Source organism: Paenibacillus glycanilyticus (assembly GCF_023715145.1).
GTDB classification, from domain to species: Bacteria; Bacillota; Bacilli; order Paenibacillales; family Paenibacillaceae; genus Pristimantibacillus; species Pristimantibacillus glycanilyticus_A.
Genome location: NZ_JAMBNP010000003.1, coordinates 522,959 through 549,865 on the forward strand (window position 1 = coordinate 522,959; position 26,907 = coordinate 549,865).

At 48.9% G+C, this 26,907-nt stretch carries 19 protein-coding genes; 18 read left to right on the top strand and 1 reads right to left on the bottom strand.

Features of this window, described 5'->3' with window-relative positions:
• Positions 1–453 precede the first annotated feature (453 nt).
• The 9 genes from M3194_RS12020 to M3194_RS12060 all read left to right on the top strand — a co-directional run bounded on the left by M3194_RS12020 (position 454) and on the right by M3194_RS12060 (position 17,338).
• Entirely contained in the window at positions 454–3,078 is a 2,625-nt protein-coding gene (locus M3194_RS12020) for an S-layer homology domain-containing protein (RefSeq protein ID WP_251653996.1), read from the top strand.
• Positions 3,079–3,297: 219 nt separating this feature from the next.
• Entirely contained in the window at positions 3,298–5,394 is a 2,097-nt protein-coding gene (locus tag M3194_RS12025; RefSeq protein WP_251653998.1) for a hypothetical protein, read from the top strand.
• 119 nt (positions 5,395–5,513) lie between these two features.
• Positions 5,514–6,008 carry a hypothetical protein gene (locus tag M3194_RS12030; RefSeq protein WP_251654000.1) on the top strand — a complete coding sequence of 165 codons (495 nt, stop codon included), beginning with the start codon at positions 5,514–5,516 and terminating at the stop codon, positions 6,006–6,008.
• Between the two features lie 114 nt (positions 6,009–6,122).
• Positions 6,123–6,392, top strand: coding sequence for an alpha/beta-type small acid-soluble spore protein (locus tag M3194_RS12035; protein ID WP_251654003.1), 270 nt, complete (start codon positions 6,123–6,125; stop codon positions 6,390–6,392).
• A gap of 157 nt (positions 6,393–6,549) precedes the next feature.
• A complete protein-coding gene (gene metK / locus M3194_RS12040; RefSeq protein WP_251654014.1) occupies positions 6,550–7,758 on the top strand; it encodes a methionine adenosyltransferase in 1,209 nt (402 codons plus the stop codon).
• A gap of 231 nt (positions 7,759–7,989) precedes the next feature.
• Positions 7,990–12,378: an Ig-like domain-containing protein gene (locus M3194_RS12045; RefSeq protein ID WP_251654017.1), complete on the top strand. Its 4,389-nt coding sequence runs from the start codon at positions 7,990–7,992 to the stop codon at positions 12,376–12,378.
• 169 nt (positions 12,379–12,547) lie between these two features.
• Positions 12,548–15,265 (top strand): stalk domain-containing protein, encoded by a 2,718-nt coding sequence (locus tag M3194_RS12050; protein ID WP_251654032.1) that lies wholly within the window; start codon positions 12,548–12,550, stop codon positions 15,263–15,265.
• Between the two features lie 176 nt (positions 15,266–15,441).
• A complete protein-coding gene (locus M3194_RS12055) occupies positions 15,442–16,602 on the top strand; it encodes a sensor histidine kinase (RefSeq protein WP_285889222.1) in 1,161 nt (386 codons plus the stop codon).
• A gap of 7 nt (positions 16,603–16,609) precedes the next feature.
• A complete protein-coding gene (locus M3194_RS12060) occupies positions 16,610–17,338 on the top strand; it encodes a response regulator (protein WP_251654034.1) in 729 nt (242 codons plus the stop codon).
• A 700-nt stretch (positions 17,339–18,038) separates the two neighbouring features.
• Here M3194_RS12060 and M3194_RS12065 read toward each other — a convergent pair.
• A complete protein-coding gene (locus M3194_RS12065) occupies positions 18,039–18,692 on the bottom strand; it encodes a DNA-binding response regulator (RefSeq protein WP_251654036.1) in 654 nt (217 codons plus the stop codon).
• A 204-nt stretch (positions 18,693–18,896) separates the two neighbouring features.
• On the opposite strand from M3194_RS12065, the gene M3194_RS12070 reads away from it, so the two are divergent.
• The 9 genes from M3194_RS12070 to M3194_RS12110 all read left to right on the top strand — a co-directional run bounded on the left by M3194_RS12070 (position 18,897) and on the right by M3194_RS12110 (position 26,900).
• Complete coding sequence (locus M3194_RS12070) at positions 18,897–19,349, top strand: hypothetical protein (RefSeq protein WP_251654038.1); 453 nt, start codon at positions 18,897–18,899, stop codon at positions 19,347–19,349.
• A gap of 101 nt (positions 19,350–19,450) precedes the next feature.
• Positions 19,451–21,406, top strand: coding sequence for an ATP-dependent helicase ComFA (locus tag M3194_RS12075; RefSeq protein ID WP_251654051.1), 1,956 nt, complete (start codon positions 19,451–19,453; stop codon positions 21,404–21,406).
• Positions 21,407–21,466: 60 nt separating this feature from the next.
• Positions 21,467–22,354 carry a ComF family protein gene (locus M3194_RS12080; protein WP_251654054.1) on the top strand — a complete coding sequence of 296 codons (888 nt, stop codon included), beginning with the start codon at positions 21,467–21,469 and terminating at the stop codon, positions 22,352–22,354.
• A 98-nt stretch (positions 22,355–22,452) separates the two neighbouring features.
• Positions 22,453–22,869, top strand: a complete 417-nt coding sequence (locus M3194_RS12085; RefSeq protein ID WP_251654259.1) for a TIGR03826 family flagellar region protein — start codon at positions 22,453–22,455, stop codon at positions 22,867–22,869.
• 107 nt (positions 22,870–22,976) lie between these two features.
• On the top strand, positions 22,977–23,249 hold the full coding sequence (gene flgM / locus M3194_RS12090; RefSeq protein ID WP_251654068.1) for a flagellar biosynthesis anti-sigma factor FlgM: 273 nt from the start codon (positions 22,977–22,979) through the stop codon (positions 23,247–23,249).
• Positions 23,250–23,753, top strand: a complete 504-nt coding sequence (locus tag M3194_RS12095; RefSeq protein ID WP_251654071.1) for a flagellar protein FlgN — start codon at positions 23,250–23,252, stop codon at positions 23,751–23,753. It abuts the gene before it with no gap.
• 20 nt (positions 23,754–23,773) lie between these two features.
• Positions 23,774–25,330, top strand: a complete 1,557-nt coding sequence (gene flgK / locus M3194_RS12100) for a flagellar hook-associated protein FlgK (protein ID WP_251654084.1) — start codon at positions 23,774–23,776, stop codon at positions 25,328–25,330.
• Between the two features lie 30 nt (positions 25,331–25,360).
• A complete protein-coding gene (flgL, locus tag M3194_RS12105) occupies positions 25,361–26,320 on the top strand; it encodes a flagellar hook-associated protein FlgL (RefSeq protein ID WP_251654092.1) in 960 nt (319 codons plus the stop codon).
• 10 nt (positions 26,321–26,330) lie between these two features.
• Complete coding sequence (locus tag M3194_RS12110; RefSeq protein ID WP_251654094.1) at positions 26,331–26,900, top strand: DUF6470 family protein; 570 nt, start codon at positions 26,331–26,333, stop codon at positions 26,898–26,900.
• The last annotated feature ends 7 nt before the right edge of the window (positions 26,901–26,907 follow it).

A 26,907-nucleotide genomic window follows, 5' to 3' on the forward strand; every position in this document is an offset into this window, starting at 1 on the left:
GTTTATCCAAAGTAAGTTTATCCATGGAAAATGTTTTGCAATGACGAGATTGATAGGCCAAGCTATACTAAGTACATACCTAGGGAAGGGTAGCAATACATAAACAACCGAATCGAAAAATTCTCAGAACTTTTTTTGAACTGAGCGCAACTTTTTGAGCTACTGTGCGTTTAATTACATGACATTGCAAAATGCGGAGCATGTAGTGCCTTGGGACTACTATTATTTCTCGAAGTGGAATGATTTCTCAACTTCCTCTTTACGCTATGGTTAGCCCATTGTATAATGTTAAAGTGGTAGGTCTTCTCTAGTAATATATTTATATGGTTTTTTCGTTAGTTTACGAGTTTCTGCGACATGTTCTTACATAGGGTTGAAGCATGGCAGCAGACATCATTTATATTTTATTTTACTAATTTATGCTCTTAACTCGGGGAAGGGGGTGAATCGGCTATGAGAAAAACGAGCAATTCATTATCTACACAAAACTCTCAACAACCGAAGGTATTTAGAGGAGGAGAAAAAAAGGTTATGAAAAAAAGTTTACTTTCGCTGGCACTCGCTGGCTCCATGCTTTCCGCTTTGGCAGTTCCTGCATTTGCAGCTACACCATCTGATGTAGTGGGCAAACCTGTACAATCCGCAGTTGAGCAACTTACTGCACTGGGTATCGTTAATGGCTATGCAGATGGTACTTACAAACCGGATAACACGATCACTCGTGCTGAACTGGCTAAAATCGTTATCGTTGCTACTGGCAACGAGAGCTCTGCAAACCTGATGGCTAACACAGCTCCTGCGTTCAAAGACGTTAAAAAAGGCGTTTGGTATACTGGTTATATCAATGCAGCAGCTGCTAAAGGCTTCATTCAAGGTTACAACGGTAAATTCCGTCCTAACGACACTATCAAGTTTGAGGAAGTTGTAGCGATCCTGGTTCGTGCTCTTGGATACCAAGACAAATACTTGTCCGGTTCGTGGCCATACAACGTATTGCTGCAAGCTGACGAAGTTGGTCTCTTCGACGGTGTTGACGCAGCTAACGGCACAAACGCTACTCGTGGCGTAGTTGCTGAACTGACATCCAACACTTTGGATAAACAACTGGTTTCTTACAATGCTGACGGCGACCTGGGTTACCTGTTGGTTGATACTGATGGTGACGGCAAAGGCGACGCTGCTAAACTGTTCATCAGCAAACTCGGTGCTTTTGAACCATCTAACGTATTGACTTCGGGCGCGCTGAACTCCAGTGGTCAAATTAGCCTTGGTGGTAAAAGCGTTGCAACTGCTAAGGACTTCTTCGTTACTGGCGGCAAAAAACTGTCTGAACTGTTGGGTCATACAGTTAGCGTTCTGAAAAATAAAAATGGTGAAGTTATTGCAGTAACTGATGTTCAAGATGCTGCAAAAATCGTTAATGCTTCTACTGATGTAGATACAATTACGCTTGGCTCTACAACTCCTGCAGTTCCTGTTGATCTTACATTCAAAGTTAACAATGGCGCTACTTCTTACACAGCTACTGCGGGTGTGAAAGTTTATGTGAACTCTGTTGAGCAATCTTTGCCTTATACATTTACTAATGACCAAGATGTACAACTGCTGCTGAATAGCAAAGGCGATGTTCAAGCTATTCTTGTAAGCACTTGGAAATCCGACAATGTATTCAAGGAAGTAGTTTCCTACTCCACATACAGCAGAATCATCGGCAAAGACGGCTATTCCGTTAAAGTGGATGCTAACACAGCAATCACTTTGGACGGCAAAGCGGCTAAACTGTCTGACCTGAAAGAAAACGACATTGTTAACTACGTTGTTAATGGTGACACTGCTCTGCAAGTAGTTGCGACTCGCAACGTTGTAACTGGCAAACTGCAAGCTGTTGGTAATGACGGTAAAGGTAACGCAACTTACACAGTTAATGGCACAACTTACACTCAAGCTGGCACTCAAGTTTCAGCTCTGACTGCATCCAACATTGGTACTGAGTATGCATTCAACCTGAACAAAGACGGCAAAGTAGTATTCTATGCTAGTACTACAGCTGTTGCATCTTCTAACTTTGCAGTAATCCTTGATGCAGACCATACTACTAAATATTCGATCATCGATAACGGTATGGTATCTGAAAAAGAATACTACAAAGTAGTTTACTACTCGCTTAAAGACAACACTAAAGTAACTGCATACACTAAAGATGGTGACTATGCTAAGAATACTTTGGTACCACTGAAGACTGACAGCAACGGTCGCTTAACTCTGGTTAGCCAGGCTGATGTTGATGCTAGTCCAACTGATGACATCAAAGTGGTAGATGTTGCAACTGATTTGACTGGTACTGCTGTAACTGCTGTTGATTCGTCCAAAGTAACTGCTGGTACAACTTACCGTTTGGACAGCAACACTGTTTACCTGAAATTGGGAGTTAACACTGGTACTCCAGCTGACTCAACTGTAGCTGCAGGTACTGCTGCTGACGTAACTAAAGGTGCTTCGATTGCTGTTCGCTCTAGCGACACTGGCGTTGCTCAATACGTAATCGTTCTGGGTAGCGGCTCTGTAGACCAATTGGCTCAAGCTCAAGGTCTGTTCATCAGCAAATCCATGACTTCTACATCTACTAATGCTGCAGACAATGTTTACACTATTAAACTGAATGTTAATGGTGAAACTAAATCGTTCAACGTAGATGCTACAACTTATGGTAGAACTTACGCTGATAACGATGTTGTTACATTGACTGACGCTCCTGCTACTCAACCAGGCGCGGGCGACGGTAAATACGATGCTGCGGCTATCGTAAATGCTAAAGCTACTGGCGTGACTGTGACTGACATCAGCGGTAAGAAATTCACAGCTGTTGGAGCTGCTAAACCGTTTGTAGCTACAGCTGCTACTCAAATCTTCATTAAGAAAACAGACGGTACTATTGAAGTTTCGAACTTCACAGACGTACTTGTTGCTGCTGACAACTATGGCACAGCTCCTGGTAAATACGAAGTTACTGTAGTAGGTAGCGGTACTTCTTACAACGGCAACGACGAAGCTGGCGTGATCCTGATCACTGCTCACTAATAGCTTATTCGGAACCAACTTGAAAGCTGAGAGCTTGCTCTCAGCTTTCTTTTTATTTTCTGTGGAATCGTTCATACATAGTTCATATAAACACGTTATAGTTACTTATATAGGCGGATTCTGGGTGAAGAGGGCGAAACATTTTTGAAAGTGCCGAAACTTATAGGATTCCATTCTCGTCTATTTAAGTAAATCTAATTATACGGAGTGAATGTGACAATGCGGAAAAGCTTTAAAAGATCGACAATGCTCGTATCTCTCTTCGTCGCTTTTGTAATGCTACTAAGTGCCATTCCGGTATCTTTCGCGGCTGCGACAACGGCATCATCGGTTAATAAGAAGGTGTACATATCGGGTAACTCTTATGTACGGCTGACGGATGCCAGCCTAATCCCAAGTGTTAACGGTGCTACGGCCAGCTTTACTTTTGAATTTTATAATGGAAGCAGTACTCCAATTAATCTTGTTGATTACTGGGCAAGACTGAAAACAAAAAGCGGTACGAAGTATACACTTACGCTGTTAGATAAAGCAAGCAAGAAAACAGTTAGTCCAAAGTCTAGTACAACGCTTACTTTCTACAGTGCAGTAGGCTCGAAAGTAACGATGGATCAACTCATTCTTAACTTTGTGAAATTTGATTTCTCTGTTTCTGGCTATGAGAAAACAATTGGACAATTCACATTCCCTGTTGGTTATTCAAATGATGTAAAGGCTGGCGGCTATCGTGCTGTGAAAATAGGCGGTTCCAGCGTGAACATGCGTGTCAATAAGACAACAGTGGGTAAGACTGTGGATAATTATACAGTTAACTTGACTTATGTTGCTCGGAATACAAGTCAGTTTGGAGTTAATCTCCCAGAGTATAATTACTATATCAAGACAGCAGTAGGCTTATATAAACTATCCTTGAAAGACACAACAGATCAAAATTTGCTTCTGGCACCATCAGTACTTAATACGATTGAATTGACGGGTACTATTCCCAATACTGTCTCAACATCGAACTGGAAATTCATTGTAACCCAAAAGGTAACTGCTGCAGAAAATACGCAAATAGAACTACCGGTAGTTTCATTCGTAACACCAGTATCTGTTGGCAATACAAGTACAGGTACTGCAAAACAAAGCTTTACGGATGCCAATGGTACTTATAATGTAGAGCTTCAATCCGTGCAACTCATGCCTTGGAATAATGAAGATAACGTAGTAGCTAAGCTAGCTGTGAAGAACAGTAGCTCGACATATCTGCCATTACCTGAACTTATTGGAACAATGGTTCTTGATGACTCTATAACATTGACTAGCCAGACGGTTAAAAATGCTGGTGATATCAGTATCGCACCAGGTGCTACAACGACAATAACTTTTATCGGTAAGCTACAAACCAGTTATAACTGGAAAAAGTTTAAGCTACAACTGAATGAAAAATCCGATAAAGATACGGTAGAAGTAGCAGAAGTAACAAAATCTGATGTTACCCCTATTTACTCGGTATCAGCGGGTAATGTATACACACAAAAATCAATTGGTTCGGAAATGGGCGTTAAAATAATGGATGTTCGTACGTACAGTGGTGATACAAATGATCTGTATGCTGTTTATCTCGATGTTACGAACAACCAGTCTAGAAGTAAAACAATGCCACAATGGACAGGATACTTTAAATCAGCAAACGGTAACTATTACGATGCTACTTTTGTAAAAACGGCTACGACAATCACCCCAGGCAATAAAGAGCAGGTCATCGTTTATACACAGCTTCCTTCTAATGTAAGTCGTGAAGGTCTGCAATTATTAATGGGTGAGGCAATTGATGCTAATGGTTTGTTGAAAGGAACTACAGGTTCTCCAACGGGTTATATCAGAGGTGTATTGTTTGGTCTGCCAGCTGAGAATACATCTATGAAAAGTAAAGGAATAAAAGTTGGACCTTACACGGTAGATCTCAATCAATTTAGTATTTTTGTTCAAAATGAATTAAATGTCGTTATCAATATGGCTAGTACAGTTAAACGCGATTACAATTATGAAGGATTTACACAACCGAAGCTGCAATTTGAGTTGGAATACGAACCTACAGGTGATGTGCTGTGGACGCAAAATGTGAGTCTTGAGAGCAAAGCGGATAACAGCTTGCAATGGAAAGTCGGCAATAACATGAATGAGATTACTCAAAAGCAAACAGAGAATAAATATTGGAGCAGTTATACATTAAACGTCTATGAAGTGTTTAATGGGAACAAGAAGAAGCTATTCTCCAAAGATGTGAAATTTGCTCCTTCATATAACTGGTTAGATGAAACAAACAACTGATCTAGTTTATGAGGGAATTTTAAAGCAAGAAATAACTGGTTAATCCCATTCAAATCTAGTATCTTATTAAGAGATACTAGATTTGGTTGCGTAATAGCGTAAGAAAGGAGCTTGTCGAAGTGAAGAAGTATGCACTACGGATTGTATTGACAGTTGTTCTTGTAGGAGCAGGCATTATTGCCGGGGTGAACTGGCCGACAACCCTTGAAGCGGAATCAAATGCGGCTGTACCAGGTTCTGCCGATGATCCGGTTGTAACCAAAAGCTATGTAGATGAACAAATTGCAAAAGCAGGCGGATCTGGCGGTGGAACAACGCAGCCTGAAACGGGCGGCGGCAGCGCAAAGCTGGAGGTTGTATCCGTTCCTAATGGAAAAACCCTCATTGCAAATGAAGGCACAGAGGTCGTTGTACGCGCGGGCAAAGCGATCGTATATACGACAGATTCTAACGGTATTGCGGACTTGACCGATGGCAAAGATTTAACTAACGGTAAATCCATTCCGGCCAACCATCATATCTTGTTCCCTCGCGCTGGACGCGGCGTGACAACGGACCCTTCTTATACCAAATCGTTAACACTGCTTGTTCGCGGCAGCTACGTTATTCAATAAGCTTGGATGTTATAGAACATTTTACCCGAACAGGCAATAGGTTATACGCTTCAAACTTGCCGGAAGGACACACAATAAAGCCACGTTCCTAATTCAAATGGAGGTGTTCTTATTATGAGTCGTTCCAACAAAGTTGTCGTTCCAGATTGCAAAGCTGCCCTGAACCAAATGAAGTATGAGATTGCTGCCGAGCTTGGCTTATTTGCTTCTCATGGCGTCAACACGGGCGCTGACACGGAGTTTGCAGGCGAGCTTGGAGGAGTAAGCGGCGGCACTCATATTCAATGGAGAGAAGTGACGAGCCGTGACGTTGGTTCCATTGGCGGCAGTATTACGCAACGTCTTGTTGCCCAAGCGGAAAAAGTATTAAACGGTTATTCTTAAATCTTAACAAAAACTGGTATCCGTTGACACCAAGCGACATTTTCGGTATTATACTGTTTTAGAGAGTTGTCTAACAACCTTTTCCTACGGGAAAAGGTTCATTTTTTGTGTAGAATGTCTGCACTTATTTCATACTAGCTGTAGGAGGTTGATACGGATGTCTGTAAAAGGTCGTCATTTGTTTACATCAGAATCAGTTACAGAAGGCCACCCGGATAAGATTTGTGACCAAATCTCGGATGCTGTTCTTGACGCGTTTCTGGAAGCGGACCCTTACGCTCGCGTAGCTTGCGAAGTTTCGGTTGCAACTGGTCTTGTACTTGTTATTGGAGAAATCAGCTCCCGTGCTGATTATGTCGATATTTCCGCTATTGCTCGCCGTACAATTAAAGAAATTGGTTATACGCGCGCAAAATACGGTTTTGACTCCAGCACTTGTGCGGTGCTCACATCGCTTAATGAACAATCCGCGGATATCGCTCAAGGGGTTAACGCTGCGCTTGAGAGCCGCGATGGTAAGGACGTTCAAAAGGAAAACGAAGATATCGGTGCCGGTGACCAAGGCCTGATGTTTGGTTTTGCAACGAACGAAACGCCTGAGCTGATGCCTTTGCCAATCGCATTGTCGCATCGCATTGCTCGCCGCCTGTCTGAAGTTCGTAAGAACGATACGCTGGGCTACCTGCGTCCGGACGGCAAAACGCAAGTTACGATCGAGTACGTGGACGGTAAACCTGTTCGCGTAGACACAATCGTGGTATCGACTCAACACGCTGAAGAAATCTCGCTGGAGCAAATCCAAAAGGATATCCTTGAGCATGTTATTAAACCGGTTGTTCCTGTTGAATGGCTGGATGAGCAAACGAAATACTTTATTAACCCTACAGGCCGTTTCGTAATCGGCGGTCCTCAAGGCGATGCTGGTCTGACAGGCCGCAAAATCATCGTTGATACTTACGGCGGTTACGCTCGTCATGGTGGCGGCGCGTTCTCCGGTAAGGATCCAACGAAGGTTGACCGTTCCGCAGCTTATGCAGCTCGCTATGTAGCTAAGAACATCGTTGCCGCAGGTCTGGCTGACAAATGCGAAATCCAATTGGCTTACGCGATTGGCGTAGCACAACCGGTATCCATCAACGTTGACACTTACGGCACTGGCAAAGTAGCAGAGGATGTTCTGGTTGAAGTTATCAAGAACAACTTCGATCTTCGTCCAGCCGGCATCATCAAGATGCTCGACCTTCGCCGTCCAATCTACGCTCAAACCGCTGCTTACGGTCACTTCGGCCGTACAGACGTGGATCTCCCTTGGGAGAGCGTGGACAAAGCCGAGAAGCTTAAAGCTGACGCGCTTGCTGCAAAGTAAGCTCGCCTACGCTTGAAATTAAGCCCTGAATCTTCGGATTCGGGGCTTTTTTGCTGTCATTTTTGACTGGAAAGTGCAACCTTTTTATTTCTCGCCTCGACTAATACCGTGTCAGCCTAAATTTTTCTAACAGATTTGCCGACAAATAGGGTACAAGTGTATTTAGCTGGGGAGTGATTGCGGGAAATGTTAGTGCGAAGCCGATTAAGTTCTATGATAGCTGTCTTATTAGTGCTCCAATTATTTCTCTCGGGGTGGGCAACGAATACGACGAATGTGGTTCATGCCGCATCAAGCGGACCTATCGTTGTAGGCATGAGTCCAGCGGACAATGCAACGGGGATTACGCCACAGAGTGATCTTACGCTGACTTTTGATGAGGCTGTTACAAAGGGCTCGGATTCAGCGGTTATAACCATCTATAACTACAACACCAGTGACATTGTCGAAAGCATTCCGATGGCATCCTACAAAATTAGACTTGATGCAACAGGACGGGTAGCTACGATTAATCCCGACGCCGTACTGAACGTGAATACGGACTATTATGTGTTGATCGACTATGGCGCTTTTGCCAATGTATCCAATGGTGCTTATTATGCCGGAATATCCAGCGCAGCAGCTTGGAATTTCAGAACCACTTCTGTTGTGGATACAACAGGACCATCCATTACGTTAAAATCTCCGGATACTGGCGCCACACAAGTGCCTGTGGATAGTAAGGTGATCATCCAATTCAATGAACCCTTATACGCGGCTAGCGGTTATGTGACGCTCAGCAGCGTGACGGATACCAAAAATATTCCCGTAACCTCAAGCATGGTGCAGGGCAGCGGCACGAATACCATTCGAATCACGCCAAGCGAACCGCTGGATTCCAATGCAGATTATACAGTTACAATTCCCAGAACGGCCTTTCAGGATGGCGCCGGGAACGCGATAGAGACCGGAGGAGCATCCTATGTAAGCTGGAGCTTCCACACCGATCTCGCTCCGCTTAATATTGTTTCTGTTACGCCGGCCAAAAATGCGACTTCTGTGTCCGTATTGACGGATATGCTCACAATTAAATTTGATCACAACGTGGCGGCGGGAACAGAGAAATATATCGAAATTAAAGACGTGAAGAACAATAATACTTTTGCGCGAATCAAGACAAGCTCCGCGCAGGTCGCAATCAACGGAGCAACGGCAAGCATTACACTGCCGGCAAGTCCTAGATTTAGCGCGAACTCGTCTTATTATGTACTTGTTGATAATGGGGCATTTATTGAGACGGATTCCGGATCCAATTATCCTTTCCCGGGGATTTCCAATGCTTCCGCGTGGAGCTTTACTACCGGGTATGGCAATGATACGACAAAGCCGGCCTTAAAAACCCTTTCGCCTCAAGCTGGCGGAATACTAACCGCTACTACGGGCAAGCTTGTTTTGACGTTTACGGAGCCTGTATTCCAGGATAGCGGCACGATCGAGATCCGCACGGTAACGGGCGGCACCTTGTTCCGTTCCATTCCGGTGACCTCGGGCCGTGTATCCGGCGGCGGAACAGATACGATTACGATTGATGCAACCAGCGCTTACGGAGGCGAGGTTGCAAAAGCTTTTGTCAACAATACCTCTTACTACGTAACCGTCGGAAGCCGTGCTTTTAAAGACGGAGTAGGATTGTATTTTGACGGATTAACAAGCTCGTCGAGCTGGAGATATACCGTAACGCAAGATAATGTGAAGCCGACCTTGGCAGCAACTTCGCCAGCTAATAATTCCGTCTCGGCTGACCCTAATGCCGCCTTGTCTGCAACGTTCAGCGAGGCTGTTCAATCAGGGGACGGTCAGATCTGGATTCAATGCGTCAGCAACACAAGCAGTACATGCGTTACTCCGCGAGTTGGAACATCGGTAAGTGTAGATCCGTTAAACAACAAGAAGCTGATTATCACGCCCGTTCAAGCTCTTCAAGCGGGTGCCGTGTATTATGTCGTTATTGAACCTGATGCGGTAACCGATCTTGCGGGCAATGCTTATTACGGCATTCAGAATGAATATCAATGGACATTCAAGACGCTTGGCGGCGATACGACGGCTCCGGCGATAGCGAAGCTTGAAGCTAACGGATCAACGATTATAATGACCTACAATGAAGATTTGATGGAGAATTCGATCCCGACGGCTGGCAGCTTCTATATTACCGTTGACGGGGCTTACCGGTCGGTTACCGGCGTGTCCGTATCGGGACCAAAGGTTACGCTGAACTTGTCCAGCACTATTGTAGACGGCCAGCAGGTAAAGCTTTCTTATACCAAGCCATCCGTTGCAACGTCCGGCATTCGCGATCTCTCGGGCAACCAGGCGTTAAGCCTTGCTTCCCAGACGGTTACAACCGCCGTGGATACAACAAAACCTCAACTGACTGGCGGGACGGCAGCAGGCGGTATCGTGACTTTGATCTTTTCGGAAAATTTGGCTTCGGTCAGCAGCTATGCTTATTATCAATTCAGTGTCTACGTCGGAAGCAATTACTACACGCCTACCTCCGTATACAGCACAGGGAACAAAGTTATTCTGGCGATTAACGCGTCGATAGACTCAAGCGCAAGCGTTAGAGTCTCTTATAGCGCTGGTTCTTATCCGCTGCAGGATGCGGCAGGCAATAAAGTGAATGACTTCAGCAGCTATGCGCTGACAGGAACGGGAGATACATCGGCCCCAGCTTTACAGTCGATTGAAGCATCAGGTTCTTCCATCCTGATCTCATATAATAAAACGCTGGATTCCTCCAGAAGGCCGTCAACTAGCCAGTATACGGTTATCGTCAACAATTCGGTGCGCAGCGTGTCACAGGTGACGGTATCCGGTTCTCAGGTGCTCTTGTCGGTTAGTCCGGATATCCCATCCGGCTCGACGGTAAAGGTGTCCTACTCGAAGTCGTATACGGCTTTAGTGGATTTGGCAGGAAATGAGGCGGCGGCCTTTAGCAATGTAACGGCATCCGTAGGTAATGGGTCGTCTTCGGATAATGGTCTATACGGAGCGGTTGTGAAAGGAACGAAGCTAACTTTGTCTTTCTGGAAAACGCTTAGCTCGTCCTATGTGCCTTCATCAGCCTACTTCTCCGTGAAGGTGGATAACTCGGCAGATCCTGCAACCAATGTGACGGTTAGCGGCAATACGGTTGTGTTGACCCTTGCCAAAGCGCCTGGCGTTGGCGATTCGGTTACGATTACGTATTATGCGACATCTACGAACAGCTTGCGTACGTCTGACGGAACCCTTATTAGCAGCTTCACGAATGTGACGGTTGCCAATCAGACGACATTGATCGATTCACTTCCTGGCGGATATGAGGAGGCTAATGGCGGAGGCATTGGATTGACGCCGTCGATGGCGACGCAGACATCGGATGTCTCGCCAGCGGGTTATACGACCACTCGCTACACCATTCAGTCCGATAAGCTGTTGACAGCTTATACTTCTGCTAGAAGCGCGGGAATTAATAATGCGCGCGTAGTCTTTGAAGTGCCAAGCTCGGAGCGGGCAGCGGTTGTAGCCGTTCCGTTAACGGCATTAGAGTCGGCTTACCGTTCAAGCAATGGCGCATCCTTTGCTGTACAGTACGGAACAAGCTCGTACGAGATCCCGCTCAGCGCTCTAGCTTTCAAGAGTATGGCGTCTCTTATCGGATCAAGCTCCACAACAGGCAATCTTCTGATCAAGATTGAAAAAGGCAATAACTCAAAAACCAGTGCTTTAACTTCGGCAATCAGCAAAGCGGGGGCATCCCTCTTGTCAACGCCAATCACGTTCGAGACCTCGGTTGTAAATGGGACGACCGAAAAGACGCTTTCGGAATTTGGCGGTTATGTAAAACGGAGCTTCGAATCTCTTACTTCCGTGAATGCTACCAACAGTGCGGTAGTGTGGCTGGATCCGCAAACCGGCAAGCTGTCGTATGTACCGACTACATTCTCAACGGAGAATGGCTCGAACATGGTATCTTTCAAACGGAAAGGCAACAGTGCCTACGCGCTTGTGAGCGGCTCATCGAAGTTTACGGATATCGGCTCGCATTGGGCGGGTTCGACGATCAAGATGATGGCAAATAAATTTATTATCGAAGGACGTTCTGGCTCGACAACGAAGTTTGATCCGCAAAGCTCGATTACCCGGGCGGAATTCGCATCGTATATCGTGCGTGGTCTCGGACTTTCCGGTAACCGGAGCGAGGCTGCCAAGTATAAGGATGTGGCATCCGGAACAGCCGCAGCCGCTTATATCGGCGCTGCTTCCAAGGCGGGTATCGTAATGGGCAATACGGACGGCACCTTCAAGCCGAATAGCCCGATTACTCGTCAGGAAATGGCCGTCATGATGTCCCGCGCAGCGAAGGCTGCCGCGGTGACAATCTCACTGCCGCAGTCCGAATCGAGTTACTTGTCGAAATTCAGCGACCGGACAAAGGTTGCATCCTGGGCAAAGAGTGACCTGGCCAAAGCCGTATACATCGGCGTAATTACCGGCCAAACCGAAACCACCTTCGGTCCAACCAAAAACGCAACGCGCGCCGAAGCGATCGTGATGATCAAACGTTTGCTCGAGTACGTAGATCTCTTAAACTAACTTACTCTACCGAAAGCCCCGTCTAAGCGACGGGGCTTTTTGCGACTATCCGCCCAGCCATTCCCTACCTTAAAACATTAAGATTTTCTTATAGTCGTAACTTTTCCTACCCTCTAGTAGTCTATAATAGTTAGATTAATAGATTAGGATTAGGAGAGTTGCTATTACGATGAGTAAGTTACATAACAGCAAAGTTCGGCAGACGGGTAGTCTTGGCAAGAAAATCGCGGTTGTCGTAATCGGTGGTACATTGCTAGCACAGCCAGTCTCGTCCGCTATTTCTTTTGATTGGAATCCCCTCCAAGTTGGTACTGCGGCAGCTGCTACGGCAGAGCCGGGCCTGAAGCTTCTCCAGCAGTCGTATATTACGGCTGGCGCGCAAAGAATGGATTATTTGTGGACAACAACACGCAGCGGCAAAGCTGCTAAAGCCAATATTCATGTCATTGAAGTAGACTTATCAAATCCGTATGTCAGCTTGGACGTCATGAGCGGCAAGAACGATACGATCGGCAAGCTGAATACGGTAATGAACATGACGAAGGAAAACGGCGCTGTCGCGGGCATTAACGCCGATGTATTCGTCACAACAACCGAAGGCTCGCCAATGGGAGCGCAGGTAACAAACGGCACATTGATGACCAGCCCGATGCAAATCAAGGGCATGTACGCTTTTGCCGTGACAAAAGACCGCAAGCCGGTCGTAGACAGCTATACGTTTGACGGCAAGGTGACGTCTGCGGACGGCTCGAGCTTTGTTCTGGCAGGCCTCAACCAGTCTGCTTACGTGCCAGAAGGCGGTTCGTCGAATTACAGCCATGTTAATAGTCTTTATATCTACAATAGCGCCTGGGGCGGCGCGGAGCGTCCTAAGAACTCTTCCGCAACGCCAACGGAAGCATTGGTCGTAAATGGCGTCGTTGAGCAAATTTCTGAAGGCAAGCCGCTGACGGGGGCTATTCCGGCAGACGGTTATATTCTGCGCGGTCACGGCACTGCGGCCAAATTCATTGTAGAACATCTGCAGGTAGGCCAGGCGGTAACCTCCGATTACGCGCTCGTGTCGGCAACAACAGGCCAAAAGGTCGATCCTGCGTCCTTTGAGATGCTGGTAGGCGGCCATACGATCCTCGTGAATAACGGTGCGGCTGCGTCCTTCTCCCGCGATATTACCGGAGTTAGCGGCTCCTCCTACGTATCCCGTTCGGCGGTGGGCTACTCCAAGGACGGCACAAAGGTTTATCTGATTACAAGCGAGGACTACGGCGACAGCACGGGTCTGAACTTGAAGGAATTGCAGCAGGTCATGGTGAAGCTTGGCGTCTACAAAGGCATTAACCTTGACGGCGGCGGTTCAACCACGATGATCGACAGACCGCTTGGCGAAACGGCCGTGCGTCTTGCCCATTCCACGCAATACGAGACGACGCAGCGCAGTGTTGCCAATGGCATCGGCGTCTTCACGACAGCGCCAAAAGGCAATCTGAAGGGCATTGCCATTAGCGGCTCTAACATTCTTTTTGTGGGACAAAAGACCAGCTTCTCGGTAAAAGGTTATGATACTTACTACAATCCGGCTACGGTAGACGGCTCTAATGCTTCCTGGAGCAGCTCGGCAGCCGGCATCGGCTCGTTTAACGGCAATACGTTCACGGCTGCCAAGCCTGGATCCACGAAGATTACAGTCAAATCCGGATCGGTTACGGCAACTTACCCGGTTGAAGTCATCGGCAAGGATCAGATCGCCGAGCTGAAGCTCGACACGGCGGCAGGTGCTTTGTCGGCTGGCGCGACGGTCTCCATTCCCGTAAAAGTCACGCTGAAAAACGGCAAAACCTACAAGCTGACGGGAGACTCGCTGAAATGGGAGTTTACTGGCTTTACCGCAACAACAAGCGGCGATACGCTGACGGTTAATTCCGTAAACCAAGGGACAACAACAGGATACGCGGTGGGCCGTTACGACGGATATGCGACCATGCTTCCGTTCACGCAGGGCGGTTCCGAGAAGACCCTGGAGAATTTCGAAAGTGTTAACTATGCGATTAGTCCGCAGGTGACGCCAGCCGCTACAACAACGGGTAGCGTTAAGCTGGTGACGGATTTACCAAGCCAAACGTCGGGAAAAGCACTGCAAATTTCCTATGACTTTAGTGCCGGAACCGGTACTAAAGCGGTATATGCCCAGTTCAATGGCACCTCCGGCAAATCGGTGGATGGATCACCGGTATCGATGACCATGGATGTATACAGCGATAAGAGCCTGAACTGGCTGCGTGCCGAATTTATCGATGCGAACGGCGCTGTCCATCTGGTTGATCTGGCGAAGCAGCTGGATTGGACAGGCTGGAAATCGGTCAAGGCCGATCTGTCCGGCAAAGGAATGGCTTATCCGGTCAAGCTCAAACGCGTCTATGTGGTCACAACGCCTGACGGTCAGGACGAACGGGCAGCAACCGGAGCGGTAGGCCTTGATAACATCAAGATGCAGTATGCGGCATCTGCCGGAACTCCGACTAAAGGCCATATCGAAATGACAATCGGCAAGAAATCGGCCGTGTCCAACGGGAAAACAATCGCAATGGAGGTTGCTCCGTTCGAGACGGGCGGTACGACTTATGTACCGATTCGGTTCGTTACCGATGCGATGGGCGTGACGTTAAAATGGGACAATAAGCTCAATCGCGTTACGGTGCTGAATGGCTCCAAAATGCTTGAAATGGTCATTGGCAAAAAGGAAATAAATATCAACGGCGCGCTTTCCGAGACGGAAGTTGCTCCAATTATCAAGAACGGAAGAACGTTAATTCCGATTAGGTTATTTTCCGAAAAACTGGGTCTAAAGGTCACCTACGACAACAAAACGAAAAAGATTGCCATCGATTAGATGTGGACGAACGGCCGCCAATCTGTGTTATGATAAAGGGGAATAGCCTTTAAACAAGGTGAAACGGCCTCGCTGTCCTTGGGCAGCGGGGGACGTTTCATTCCGGAGAATTCTAAGCGCTATTTATAAGGTGAAACTTATATATTCTTAGAATTTATGAAAGGTTGCCGATTGTTTTGGACCAGCACATAGTTGATATTAATAATGTCATTACGAATGCGATCTCCGTCATGGAGGACAGCAAACTGCAAATTTACGAAATATGCGAATCGGCGCGCCAGGAGATGGAATCGCTCGGCCAGGAGCTCGAGATTGTATTGGCGGAGACGCTAACGACTATCGAACGAGTTGACCAGCTGGAGCAGGACTATCGGCGCGCACGCATTCGGCTGACTGAAGTTAGCCGCGACTTTGTTCGATATAAAGAAGAGGACATCAAAACCGCCTACGAGAAGGCCACTCAAATTCAGCTCGATCTGATGGTATACCGCGAGAAAGAGGCTTATCTGAAGACTCGCCGGGATGATCTGCAGAAGCGGGTTCGCAATGTGGAGAAGTCTATCGAGCGGGCGGAGACGATTGCCTCTCAAATTAATGTGGTGCTCCAGTATTTGTCCGGCGACCTGAATCAGGTATCGCGCATATTGGAGTCGGCGAAGACGAGACAGATGATTGGACTCAAGATCATTGTGGCGCAAGAAGAGGAACGGAAGCGAATCTCCCGCGAAATTCACGACGGACCGGCTCAATCTCTTGCCAATATTGTCCTTCGTACAGAAATTGTGGAAAGAATGCTTCTAAAGAAGGAATTTCAGCTGGTGCAGGACGAATTAATAGATTTGAAAGGTCAGGTTCGATCCGGACTGGAGGAAATACGCAAAATTATTTTCAACCTGCGTCCGATGGCCTTGGATGATCTGGGTCTTGTGCCCGCACTTCGCAAGTTCGCTCATGACTTTGAAGATAAGACGAAGATCCGCACGATCTTCGAGCTTAACGGTAAAGAAGTCAGAATGCCGTCAGCCATGGAAGCTGGGGTGTTCCGTCTTGTTCAGGAAGCGTTCACCAATGCACAGAAGCATGCAAGAGCATCCTTTGTAACGCTTGAGGTTGCTTTTTCGGCAGAGACGGTCACGATTGTGATCGTGGATAACGGCATTGGATTCCAGAGCGAGCAGGCGGAAGCACATGTTCAGAGTAACTCCCATTTTGGCTTGATTGGCATGCGCGAGCGTGTAGATCTTCTTGAAGGGAGGATGGAAATCGACTCAAAAATCGGACACGGGACGAAGATTATAATCAACATCCCAATTTCAGTAGAGAGTAGAAAGGAGTAAGATGACGATGAACCAGGCTGCGCCGACAAGTAAGCGCAAGATTAAAGTATTACTAGCTGATGATCACCAACTTTTCCGCGAAGGGCTTAAACGGATTTTGAACATGGAAGACGATCTCGAAGTTATTGGGGAATGTGGAGACGGCATACAAGTGCTTGAATTTTGCAACCACACGATCCCGGAGATCGTGTTAATGGATATTAACATGCCAATCGAGAACGGTGTTGTAACAACCGAGCGGCTAAAAACGATTTTCCCTGACGTCAAAGTTATTATTCTCTCCATTCATGATGATGAGAGCTACGTATTCGAGACGCTTCGCAAAGGAGCTACCGGTTACCTGCTGAAGGACATGGAGGCTGAATCTCTGATCAACGCGATTCGTTCCGTCGTGAACGGTCATGCTTATATTCATCCGAAGGTAACGGGCAAGCTGATCAACCAGCTGCGCCGCATGACTTACCTCGATGAGATGGGCGTAATCTCGGGCGCTGCGGCTGGCATGGAGCCAGGAGTTAAGTTTGTTGCTGGCGAGGACAATCCGCTTACTCGCCGCGAGGCAGAAGTCTTGCGTTTGATGGCGGAAGGCAAGAGCAATAAGATGATTGGCGAGTATTTGTTTATTAGCGAAAAAACCGTTAAAAACCATGTAAGCAGCATTTTGCAGAAGATGGAGGTTGACGACCGTACGCAAGCGGTTATTCAATCCATCAAATATGGCTGGGTAACACTGTAGCCGGGCAAGCTTGTTTTCACACGCGAAGTGCGCTCGTATAGCGCGCAAGAGGCGAGGGGCTCGATCGAAGGCAGACCAAAGCTGCATGCGAGAGGCAGGAACCCGGTGAAGAGCGGCCCGCCATCAGGCGACCCAAGTCAGAGCAGGTCTGGTTACAGGTACATAGTGAGTCCCGTGTCGTAGACGCGGGATTTTTTTGTGTTTGATGGGGACTTAAAGGTCCCTGAGGGATCTTAAAGTTGGCGAGGCGGCAGATTTGAATGCTGAAACGGGCAGTGTCGCGGGAGATAAGGTCCTTGAGGGACCTTAAGACTGCAAAAGAAGCAGTTAGTTTGGGGGTTAAGGTCCCTTAGGGACCTTAAGGTTAGCGAAGCGGCAGGTTTGAGTGCTGAAACGGGCAGTGTCGCGGGAGATAAGGTCCTTGAGGGACCTTAAGACGGCAAAAGAAGCAGTTAGTTTGAGGGTTAAGGTCCCTTAGGGACCTTAAGGATGTCAAAGTGGCAGGTTTGAGTGCTGAAACGGGCAGTGTCGCGGGAGATAAGGTCCTTGAGGGACCTTAAGACGGCAAAAGAAGCAGTTAGTTTGGGGGTTAAGGTCCCTTAGGGACCTTAAGGATGGCGAAGTGGCAGGTTTGAGTGCTGAAACGGGCGTGTCGCGGGAGATAAGGTCCTTGAGGGATCTTATCTCCGGCAATAACTAGCTATTGGTGTCGATGTTGAGAGGACAGAGCGTAGTAACGAACACGGGAGCTGCCGCTAGATGCTGAGATAAGGAACTTTTTTTCAACTAATTCGTGTAGACGCGAACGTGCTGCTTTATTACCGACCTTTAGCAGTTCCTTAACCTCTTGTGGAGAAATATGGCTCTGTTTTATAGTGATGTAACGCAGAATCTCCTTGTGCTGCAGAGATAGATTTGTGTCGGTCGTTAGGCTGTAAAGTTTGCCGAATAGCTGCTGAATGAATTGCTGACATTGGCGTGGCTTGCTCTTCACATCATCATAGGAGAAGCGGATAACGATCCAGTCGTCCAAGATAAGATGGTTTTGGCGCATGAGATTATCGGCAAATTGTCTGCGGTCAGCATCACGATGATGCGGACCGTAGCCATCGATCTCAAAACAGATCTTATATGGATCGCGTAAATAAGCATAATCTAGGAAACGCTGTCCGTCCTTGTAATCGTTAACTTCATATTCTGCATGCAAATGCTCCAAGTGACCTACTGCCGGGCACCAAACTTTTTCGAGAAATAAGTTTTCAGCATGCCTTACCTCTGTAAGCCTCCGTTTGCGTTCCCCGCCGCTGGAGGCGAGTTGAGATTGTAACCATGGTTCGTAGTGAGCCTCAAACACAAAAAGTTCCCTCCTTTGCAAAATAAAAAGCACACAGCCCTCTCCGTAATGAAACGGAAATAGAGCGGTGTGCTTCACACGCATCAATTATTTGTATTTATTCTACATCAGGCAGGGTGGCATGTCGATCGCACATTTTGTCACCCTTGTCCTTGTGTCCGTAACCACTGGGCGCATAACGGCATATATTGTCACAAAGAGGAGGTGGCCGACCTGATTGCGATTTTACTTCTTGTGATTGGCTGTTATGCTTTGGCCGCCGCATTGGTGCATGTGGCTTACAGGCTCAGGCGGGAGAAGAAGCGCAAAAGCAAGCATTATGTTCTGGTCGCCCATGATCAGCATATGAAGATGGAGATGCTTCTTCGACAGTTTTCTTCGTATTCGCGCAGAATGGGGACGGATGTTCAGCTTACGGTGGTAGATAGTCAGTCAGCCGACGAAACCGCTCAAATTGTAGATCGGCTCCGGCGCGAGAACGGGAATATTACGGTTTTTGCGGATGAAAGTTTGAAGGAACGAAAGCGCTCACAATCAAAGGATCATGCAGCGGGACTCATCTGGATGCTCCAAAACGAAGGAATTGTAAGCAAGCCGGATCAGGCTATTCTGGTTGATCTGCAGAATCCTTCGGATTTGTCGAAAATGCCGTTTTGAGCTATAATGGGAGTTAATTGGAAGCACGGAGTGAAGTACACCCCGGTGACGCGATTCGCGTCATTGAGGTGTGCTTTTTTGCGTGTGCGGGAGGCGTGCGGGTGAAGGCATATGTGTATTTGGTTTGTGTTGGCGGGACGTGGTCTGCTCAAATGACGATTGCGCCGGAGGTGGATCGGCTGTTTTGGATGGAGGAGGGGCTGGCTGAGGCCGCTGTGGTATTGGATGTGAGGTTAGGTAGGATCGGTAATAAAGAGAGAGGGCAGCGTGATGCGGTCGAGAAAAGGCTGAACGGGGAGCGGGCGGAGGAAGGATGGATATGGGATGAACCGCTGCCATTAGGGGATGCGGTTCGATGTGTGGAGCTTTGGGATTTGGCTGCCGGCAGTGTGGCCGGCAGCGCGGTTGGGCCGCTGGCTTCGCTTGCGGCCTGCGTGGAGCAGGCGCGCCGCGAAGCTGGCGCGCCCAGGGGGCCGGGCAAGCAGTCTGCCCGGCCATGGGCGCGAGCCGCCGCTGACGCTGGCGGCTCTAGCCCGGGCGCCGCGCGCGCTGCAACTCGCGCGCGGGAGGCCATGGCGGCCGCTGCGCTGCGGGCCGCCGCGGCCTTGCAGGGCCGTGCGCTGCTTCGCAGCGAAGCGCACGCCCTGCTGGGCAGCGCCGCCGCCGATACTGGCGGCGCACTGCAGTTGGCGCAGCTGCTAGGCTGGCTGCGCCTTGCGGGCGCTGTCGCCGCCGAGCACGGCCGGCGGCGGCGCGAGTGCCGCTGCCGGCGATGCGGCAGCGGCGAAGCACGCATGCACCGCACGGCTTGCGCAGCGTGCGGGCGCATGTGCGCCTATTGCTCGGCATGCCTCGCCATGGGGCGCAGCCGCGAATGCGAGCTGCTGGTGCTTGGCATGCCAGCACCGTCGTTGCCGGCCGGCTCCACCTCGGCCGACTTGCATAAATGGCAGCTCAGCCCCGCGCAAGCTGCCGCCACAGAATCGGCGCTTCGGTTCATCGAAGCGCCCTACCAACCCCAATCCCAGAGAGAGTTCCTCCTCTGGGCCGTCACCGGCGCCGGCAAGACGGAAATGATCTTTCCGCTTGTCGAATCGGTCCTGCTCCGGGGCGGCAGAGCCTTAATCGCAACGCCGCGCCGGGATGTAGTCATCGAGCTGGATCCTCGTATTCGCCGGGCATTTCCAAAGGCGCGAGTGGTGACTCTATATGGCGGCAGCGAGCAGCGCTGGGAAGAGGGAGAGATTACGCTGGCAACCACGCATCAGCTGATGCGATTCCATCAAGCTTTTGATCTCGTCATTATTGATGAGCTAGATGCCTTCCCATACCACGGCGACCCGATGCTGCACTATGCGGCAGAAAAGAGCCGGGCGCCTCATGCGCCCAAGCTGCTGCTATCCGCTACACCGCCAGCCGAGCTTCAGCGCAGAGCAAGAAGCGGCCAGCTGCCGCATGCGAGAGTTCCGGTCCGTTATCATCGACACCCGCTGCCGGTACCGGCGTTGCTTCGTACGCCATCCGCCGCAAAGCTCCTTCAAGCGGGGAAACTGCCTAGAGCGCTGCTTGCTGCCCTAAACCGATCCCTCACACGAGGGGCTCAGTTATTCGTATTTGTCCAAAGAATCTCCCAGGTTGAGCCGATGGCCAAGCTGCTGAGCCTGTTGCTCAAGCAGCCCGCGGTCGAAGGCACTTCGTCCCAGGATCCGCTTCGAGCGGATAAAGTAAGTCGGTTTCGCAAAAGCGAAATCCGCGTATTGGTCACCACAACCATATTGGAGCGGGGAGTGACTATCCCGCGCAGCGACGTCTACATCCTTGATGCGGACGGGCGATTGTTTGACGAGGCATCATTGGTCCAGATGGCAGGCAGGGCCGGTCGTTCGGGTGACGATCCGAATGGCTTTGTTTATTTTTGCGGCAGGGAGCGTACCCGGTCTCAGCTCTCGGCCGTCAGCCAAATTCGCGGAATGAACCGGATTGCCGGCAAGCAGGGATATTTGCTTCAAGAAGGGCCTAACGTTCGTTCCTTTTGGAGACGCTGGTTGAACCGGTGAGGTAATCCGCCTAACGCACGTACTTCAAACCAGCCATACAAAACCTTAAGGAGGAATACCATGCGAAGTCTGCTCCGGCAGTTCTTTCAGCGCTCGACGCATGACATCCATCATGCTTTGCAGTGGCTGAGCACAAGCTCATCCGTATGCCTCTTCTGCGGAAAAGAATCAAGCAAAACTTTCCTATCCCGGGCATCTCACAGCGCAGGAGGGCTCCAAGCTTATCTGTCCTATCTTCCTGCTTCGTTCACGCAATCGCTTTGCTCCTCATGCCAGGCGGCCATTCCATGGCTGACGCCAATCAAATGCCGCATTTGCGGCAGAGGCATCACCTGCCCGGATTGCATCCGCCTGCAGGATGCCAGCTTTATTGCCAATCGCAGTGCTGTCCAGTACAGCAGCGAGATGAGAGAGTGGCTGGCTCAATATAAGTACAGGGGGAATGAGAAGCTGGAGCTTCTGCTTGCCCAGATGATGTTTCCTGCCCTTGCAGCCATCACGAAGGAGGCTGTATCCCGAGACTCCTCTCCGCCGTTATCTAACACTAGCATTACCCCCGCTATTTTCTGGGATGCCCTTACCTTTGTACCGGTCAGTGCGGAGCGTGCAGAGGAGCGGGGCTTCAATCAGGCAGAGCGGTTTGCCTCCATTTTGTCCAGACCCCATCATATCCCCCTGTATGATCTGCTGATCCGGGAGCGGCATACCGAGAAGCAAAGCTTTAAGACCCGCGCGGAGCGCATGAAGGACACAAGAAGACTATTCCAGGCGAAGCAGGAGACGATGAACCTTTTGCAAGCGAACGTGAATCCATCTCGTCCCATCCGTCTTCTGCTCATCGACGACATCTACACGACGGGCAGTACCATTCAGGCCTGCGCAGCAGCGCTTCATAAGCAGGCGTCTAAACCGCTCGACATTTATGCCCTTACATGGGCGCGATCCTAGCGGCAAATATCTTTTGCAAGATTACTAGTGAAATAATTTCCTTAATCCGTTAAAATAAACCCTATCAACCTTTTGATTGCTGGAATGGGGAATCGATGATGAATGTAGATAATTGTCCTCGGTGCGGTAAGATATTCGCGAAAAACTTTCGCGAGGTCTGTCCTGCATGTATCCGGGAAATTGATAAAGAATACGAATTATGCTCCACTTACTTGCGCGAGCAAAAAGGTGCGGTCATAACGGAGCTGCACGAAGCAACGGGCGTTTCGATCAAACAAATTACGAAGTTTATTAAAGAAGGCCGGATTTCGCTCTTAAATGCCCCGAATCTGATGTATCCGTGCGAAGTATGCGGTACGCTCATTCGGGAGAATAACATCTGCGGCAATTGTCGCGCGCGTCTCTTGAAAGATACCCAGCACATGCATGAGGACGAAGCCAGAAATGCGGCTCACCGTGCGGAAGAGAGAGTCTCGTACAAAGGTATAGATAAGTATAAAAACAGGCAAAATTAATATTTTGACCCATAACTTGGCCTATTCATTTTCAAACTAGCCGAACCGATAATACTGTTAAAGGTTATCGGTTTTTTTTTATTGCGTAACTAAAGAGGTGATTATCCATGAAGATAAATGAAACGAATCGGATCGGCGCATATAACTACTACCAGAAGCAAATGGAACAGCGGGTGGATGGTGCAAATAAGAAGAAACAGAAGGATATCGTAGAGATATCCGCGGAGGCGAAGGAGATGCTCTCCACCAGTCAAACGAACAGTCCGGAGCGGCAAAAACGCATTGAAGAACTCAAGCAATCCGTATCTGAGGGAACGTATAAGGTTGATGCGGGCAAGCTGGCAGATAAGCTGCTTCCTTATTTGAAGGGTGATGAGTAGATGAACGAGCATATCCGTCAGATTTTACTAACCTTGCAGGAGCTGCTGGAAGCTCACCGGGAGCTTGTCCAGCATGCCAACGAGAAGACGGAAGCCATCCGCACGGAAAATGTCGAAGCCGTATCGCTCATTACAAGCCGCGAGAAAAAAAGCGTGCAGCGCATTGTCGATTTGGAACAAACCCGCCTGCTTCAGGTTGGGCGGTTTACCGTTGAGCAAGGTCTGCGCAACATGCGCTCCCTGAAGATGGAGAAGCTTATTCAAATGGTCTATCACGCGGAGCAAAAGCTGGAGCTTCAGCAGAAGTGGCGGGAGCTGTCCGCTGCGATTAAGGAGCTTCAGGACGTGAATACATTTAATCAGCAGCTGATCCGCATGAATCTGGAGTACCTGCAATTTACGCAGGACCTGCTCCTTGGTGCCCCGGAGGACGAGGTCACCTATCATCGCGCCGTGCAAGGAATGAACGTGCAGCGTGCTAGTCGCTATAATCTCAAGACTTAGGAAAAGAGGGACAAGATACGATGGCATCTACATTTCATGGTTTGGAGACCGCGAAACGAAGCATCTTCACAACACAGACGGCGCTGAACACGACGGGTCATAATATCTCGAATGCAAATACAGTCGGCTACTCCCGCCAACGGGTTAATTTTACGGCAGCCCGTCCTATAGAGGCTTATGGCTATTCGCACTCCACAGCTGCAGGCCAGCTGGGTACCGGCGTTGAGGCATCGTCCATTACACGTGTACGGGATAAATTCTTGGACAGCCAGTTTTACAGCGAGTATAAGTGGCTTGGCAACTATACCGTCCAAGGGGATACGCTCGAGAAGCTGGAAGCGATTGTGAATGAGCCAAGCGATACCGGCCTGCAGACGGTTATTTCGAATTTCTGGAACAGCTGGTCGGACATAAGCAAAACGCCGGAAAGCTCGGATGGTCGCGCCGTGCTCGTAGAACAAACGAAGGCTATGATGGACGCTTTTAACTATACATACAAACAACTAACCGATTTGAAGTCGGATTTATCGGAAAATGCTCAAATCAATCTGGATAACCTTAAGTCTATTTCAAGTACGATCGCTAGCCTTAACGGACAAATCCAGCGTATTGAAGGCATCGGCGATGATGCGAATGACCTTCGGGATCAACGGGATGCGCTTGTTGACGAACTGTCCGGTCTGGCCAACGTCAAGGTGTCTGATTTATCTGACGGTTATACGATTACAATGGGCAATATGACCCTGGTTGCGGGTGATTCTGCGGAGGGGTCGCAAGGATTAACGTTAGATGATATGACAACCGCCATCGAGAGCGGTGATCTGGATAATGGGGCAATATACGGTACGATCCAATCCCGCGACAAATATGTACAGGGGTACATGGAGCAGCTCGACCAAATGGCGAATACGATCGCAAATGGCGAGATGGAAGTCACGATTCCGAAAGGCTCGGTGCTTCCCGAAGGAACGGTTCTTAACGGGGTTACCTATACGGGGGCTAACCGTACTCTAACAGAGGATTTAACCGTTACGGTTCAAGGTCTGAACGGTTTGCATCAGCTTGGTTATACGATGAACGGAGAGCAAGGGGAGCCTCTGTTTACAGATGCTAACGGCAATACGGATAACTTAACAGCTGCTAACATTCAACTCAATCCGAAGATTGCAGCGGATCCAACTCTGCTTGCCACATCGATGAAGGTAACGATTAATGCAGACGGAACAGAGACGATCGTGGCGGGCAACAACTCGATGGCTGTTCTTATGTCGCAGGCACGCGATACGAAGTTCAGCTTTGATGCTACGGACAAGAATACGATTAACGGCTTTTTCCGTTCGGTGGTTGGCCAATTAGGCGTTCAATCTCAGGAAATGCAGCGCCTGCAGTCCAATCAGAAAGCGATTGTTGAACAGGTGGATTCACGCCGAATGTCTGTCAGCGGCGTATCGCTTGACGAAGAAATGTCAGATCTCGTGAAGTTTCAGCATGCCTATAACGCATCGGCACGGGTGATGACGGTTATCGACGAAACGCTTGATCGTATTATCAACAGCATGGGCCGCGTCGGCCTGTAATCCAATAGATAAAGCCGGAGGTGCAGCCACATGGCATTGCGCGTAACGCAAACAATGATGTCTTCCCAGATGCTTAGCAATATTACACATAACCTGAATAGTATGAGCAAGCTGCAAAATCAGATTTCTACGGGCAATAAAATAAGCCGGCCTTCGGATGATCCCGTTGGCATCACTTTCGCTCTGCGTTATCGCGGAGAGATCGCATCCAATGACCAGTATACGGATAATGCGGATGCAGCCATGTCTTCCCTTGAGTATATGGATACGACAATTGGTCAGGCAACCGATATTGTTCAACGGTTTCGCGAGCTGATTGTCAAGTCCTCGAATGGCACGCTTGAAGAAACAAGCCTCAAAGCTATTCAGACAGAGGTTTCTCAGCTTTATAACCAGATGGTTGAGATTGGCAACAGCCAATTCAACGGGAAGCAAATGTTTAATGGCGAGCAGACCGGAATTAAGCCGTACTCGACAATTGGTCTCGATCAAGCCCTTGATCCTGCGGCTGATCCTCCCCAAATGAAAGCATTCAGTAACCAAACGGACACGGGGAACATCACTTACGAGCTGTCGCCGGGAATGACCATGGAAGTGAATATGACCGGCAACGATGTGTTTGGCCAGCCCGTCGCGGATCCTAATGAAGAGAACAGCGATAATCTGTTCCAGCTTATGAACCGCGCTTATGGCATGCTGGAATCGGGAGATCAGACAGGCCTCAGCAATCTCCTTGGCCAGATTGATACGCGGATGAATACGATGCTTACGGCGAGAGCCCAGATAGGTGCAAGAGTCAATCGAGTAGAAATCGTACAGGGCAGATTGTCCGATGTGGATATCAATCTTCAGACCATGCAAAGGAACGTAGAAGACGTAGATATGGCCGAAGCGATTACGAATATGACAACCTTGGAAAACGTATATCAGGCTTCTCTAGCCTCCGGAGCCAAAATCATTCAACCAAGTCTCGTTGATTTCCTGAGATAGGACGGATTAGATGACGATAGGACATATTCAGATACATCAGCAGCCTGCTCTCATCGGTATTCAAGTAAGACCGGCAGAGCAGCGAATTGAACAGCCTCAAGCTACGATGGATATGCGCCAAATCCCAGCCAAGCTTTCAATTGAGCAGCCAATGGGGGTCCTGGAGGTTAATCAGGAAAGAGCTTGGGATGGTCTTGGACTAGCGAACAACCTGGAAGTTTCGAGCAGGATCTATTCGCAAGCCAAGGAGCTTGCTTTACAAGGGGTTGCAAGGCGCATGCAGGAAGGCAGACAGCTTGCCGATCTTGCGCACGTGAAGAGTAATCCGATTCCGGAGATTGCGAAGAACTGGCGGAAAGAAGGCCCGGAGCTTCCTGTCGCGGGGCCTGCCTCTATCGATAATGTAGATGTCAGCTTTACGCCGGGCAAGGTGCAAATCGAGGTTGAAGAAGGCGGCGTTGATCTGCGCGTTACGCCTAATCGTCCAATTCATGACTATACGCCGGGCAAAGCGGAAATTTACATGAGGCAATATGCTTCCGTGCAGATTACGCCGCCTAGCATAGATACCATGCTCTAATCGGATT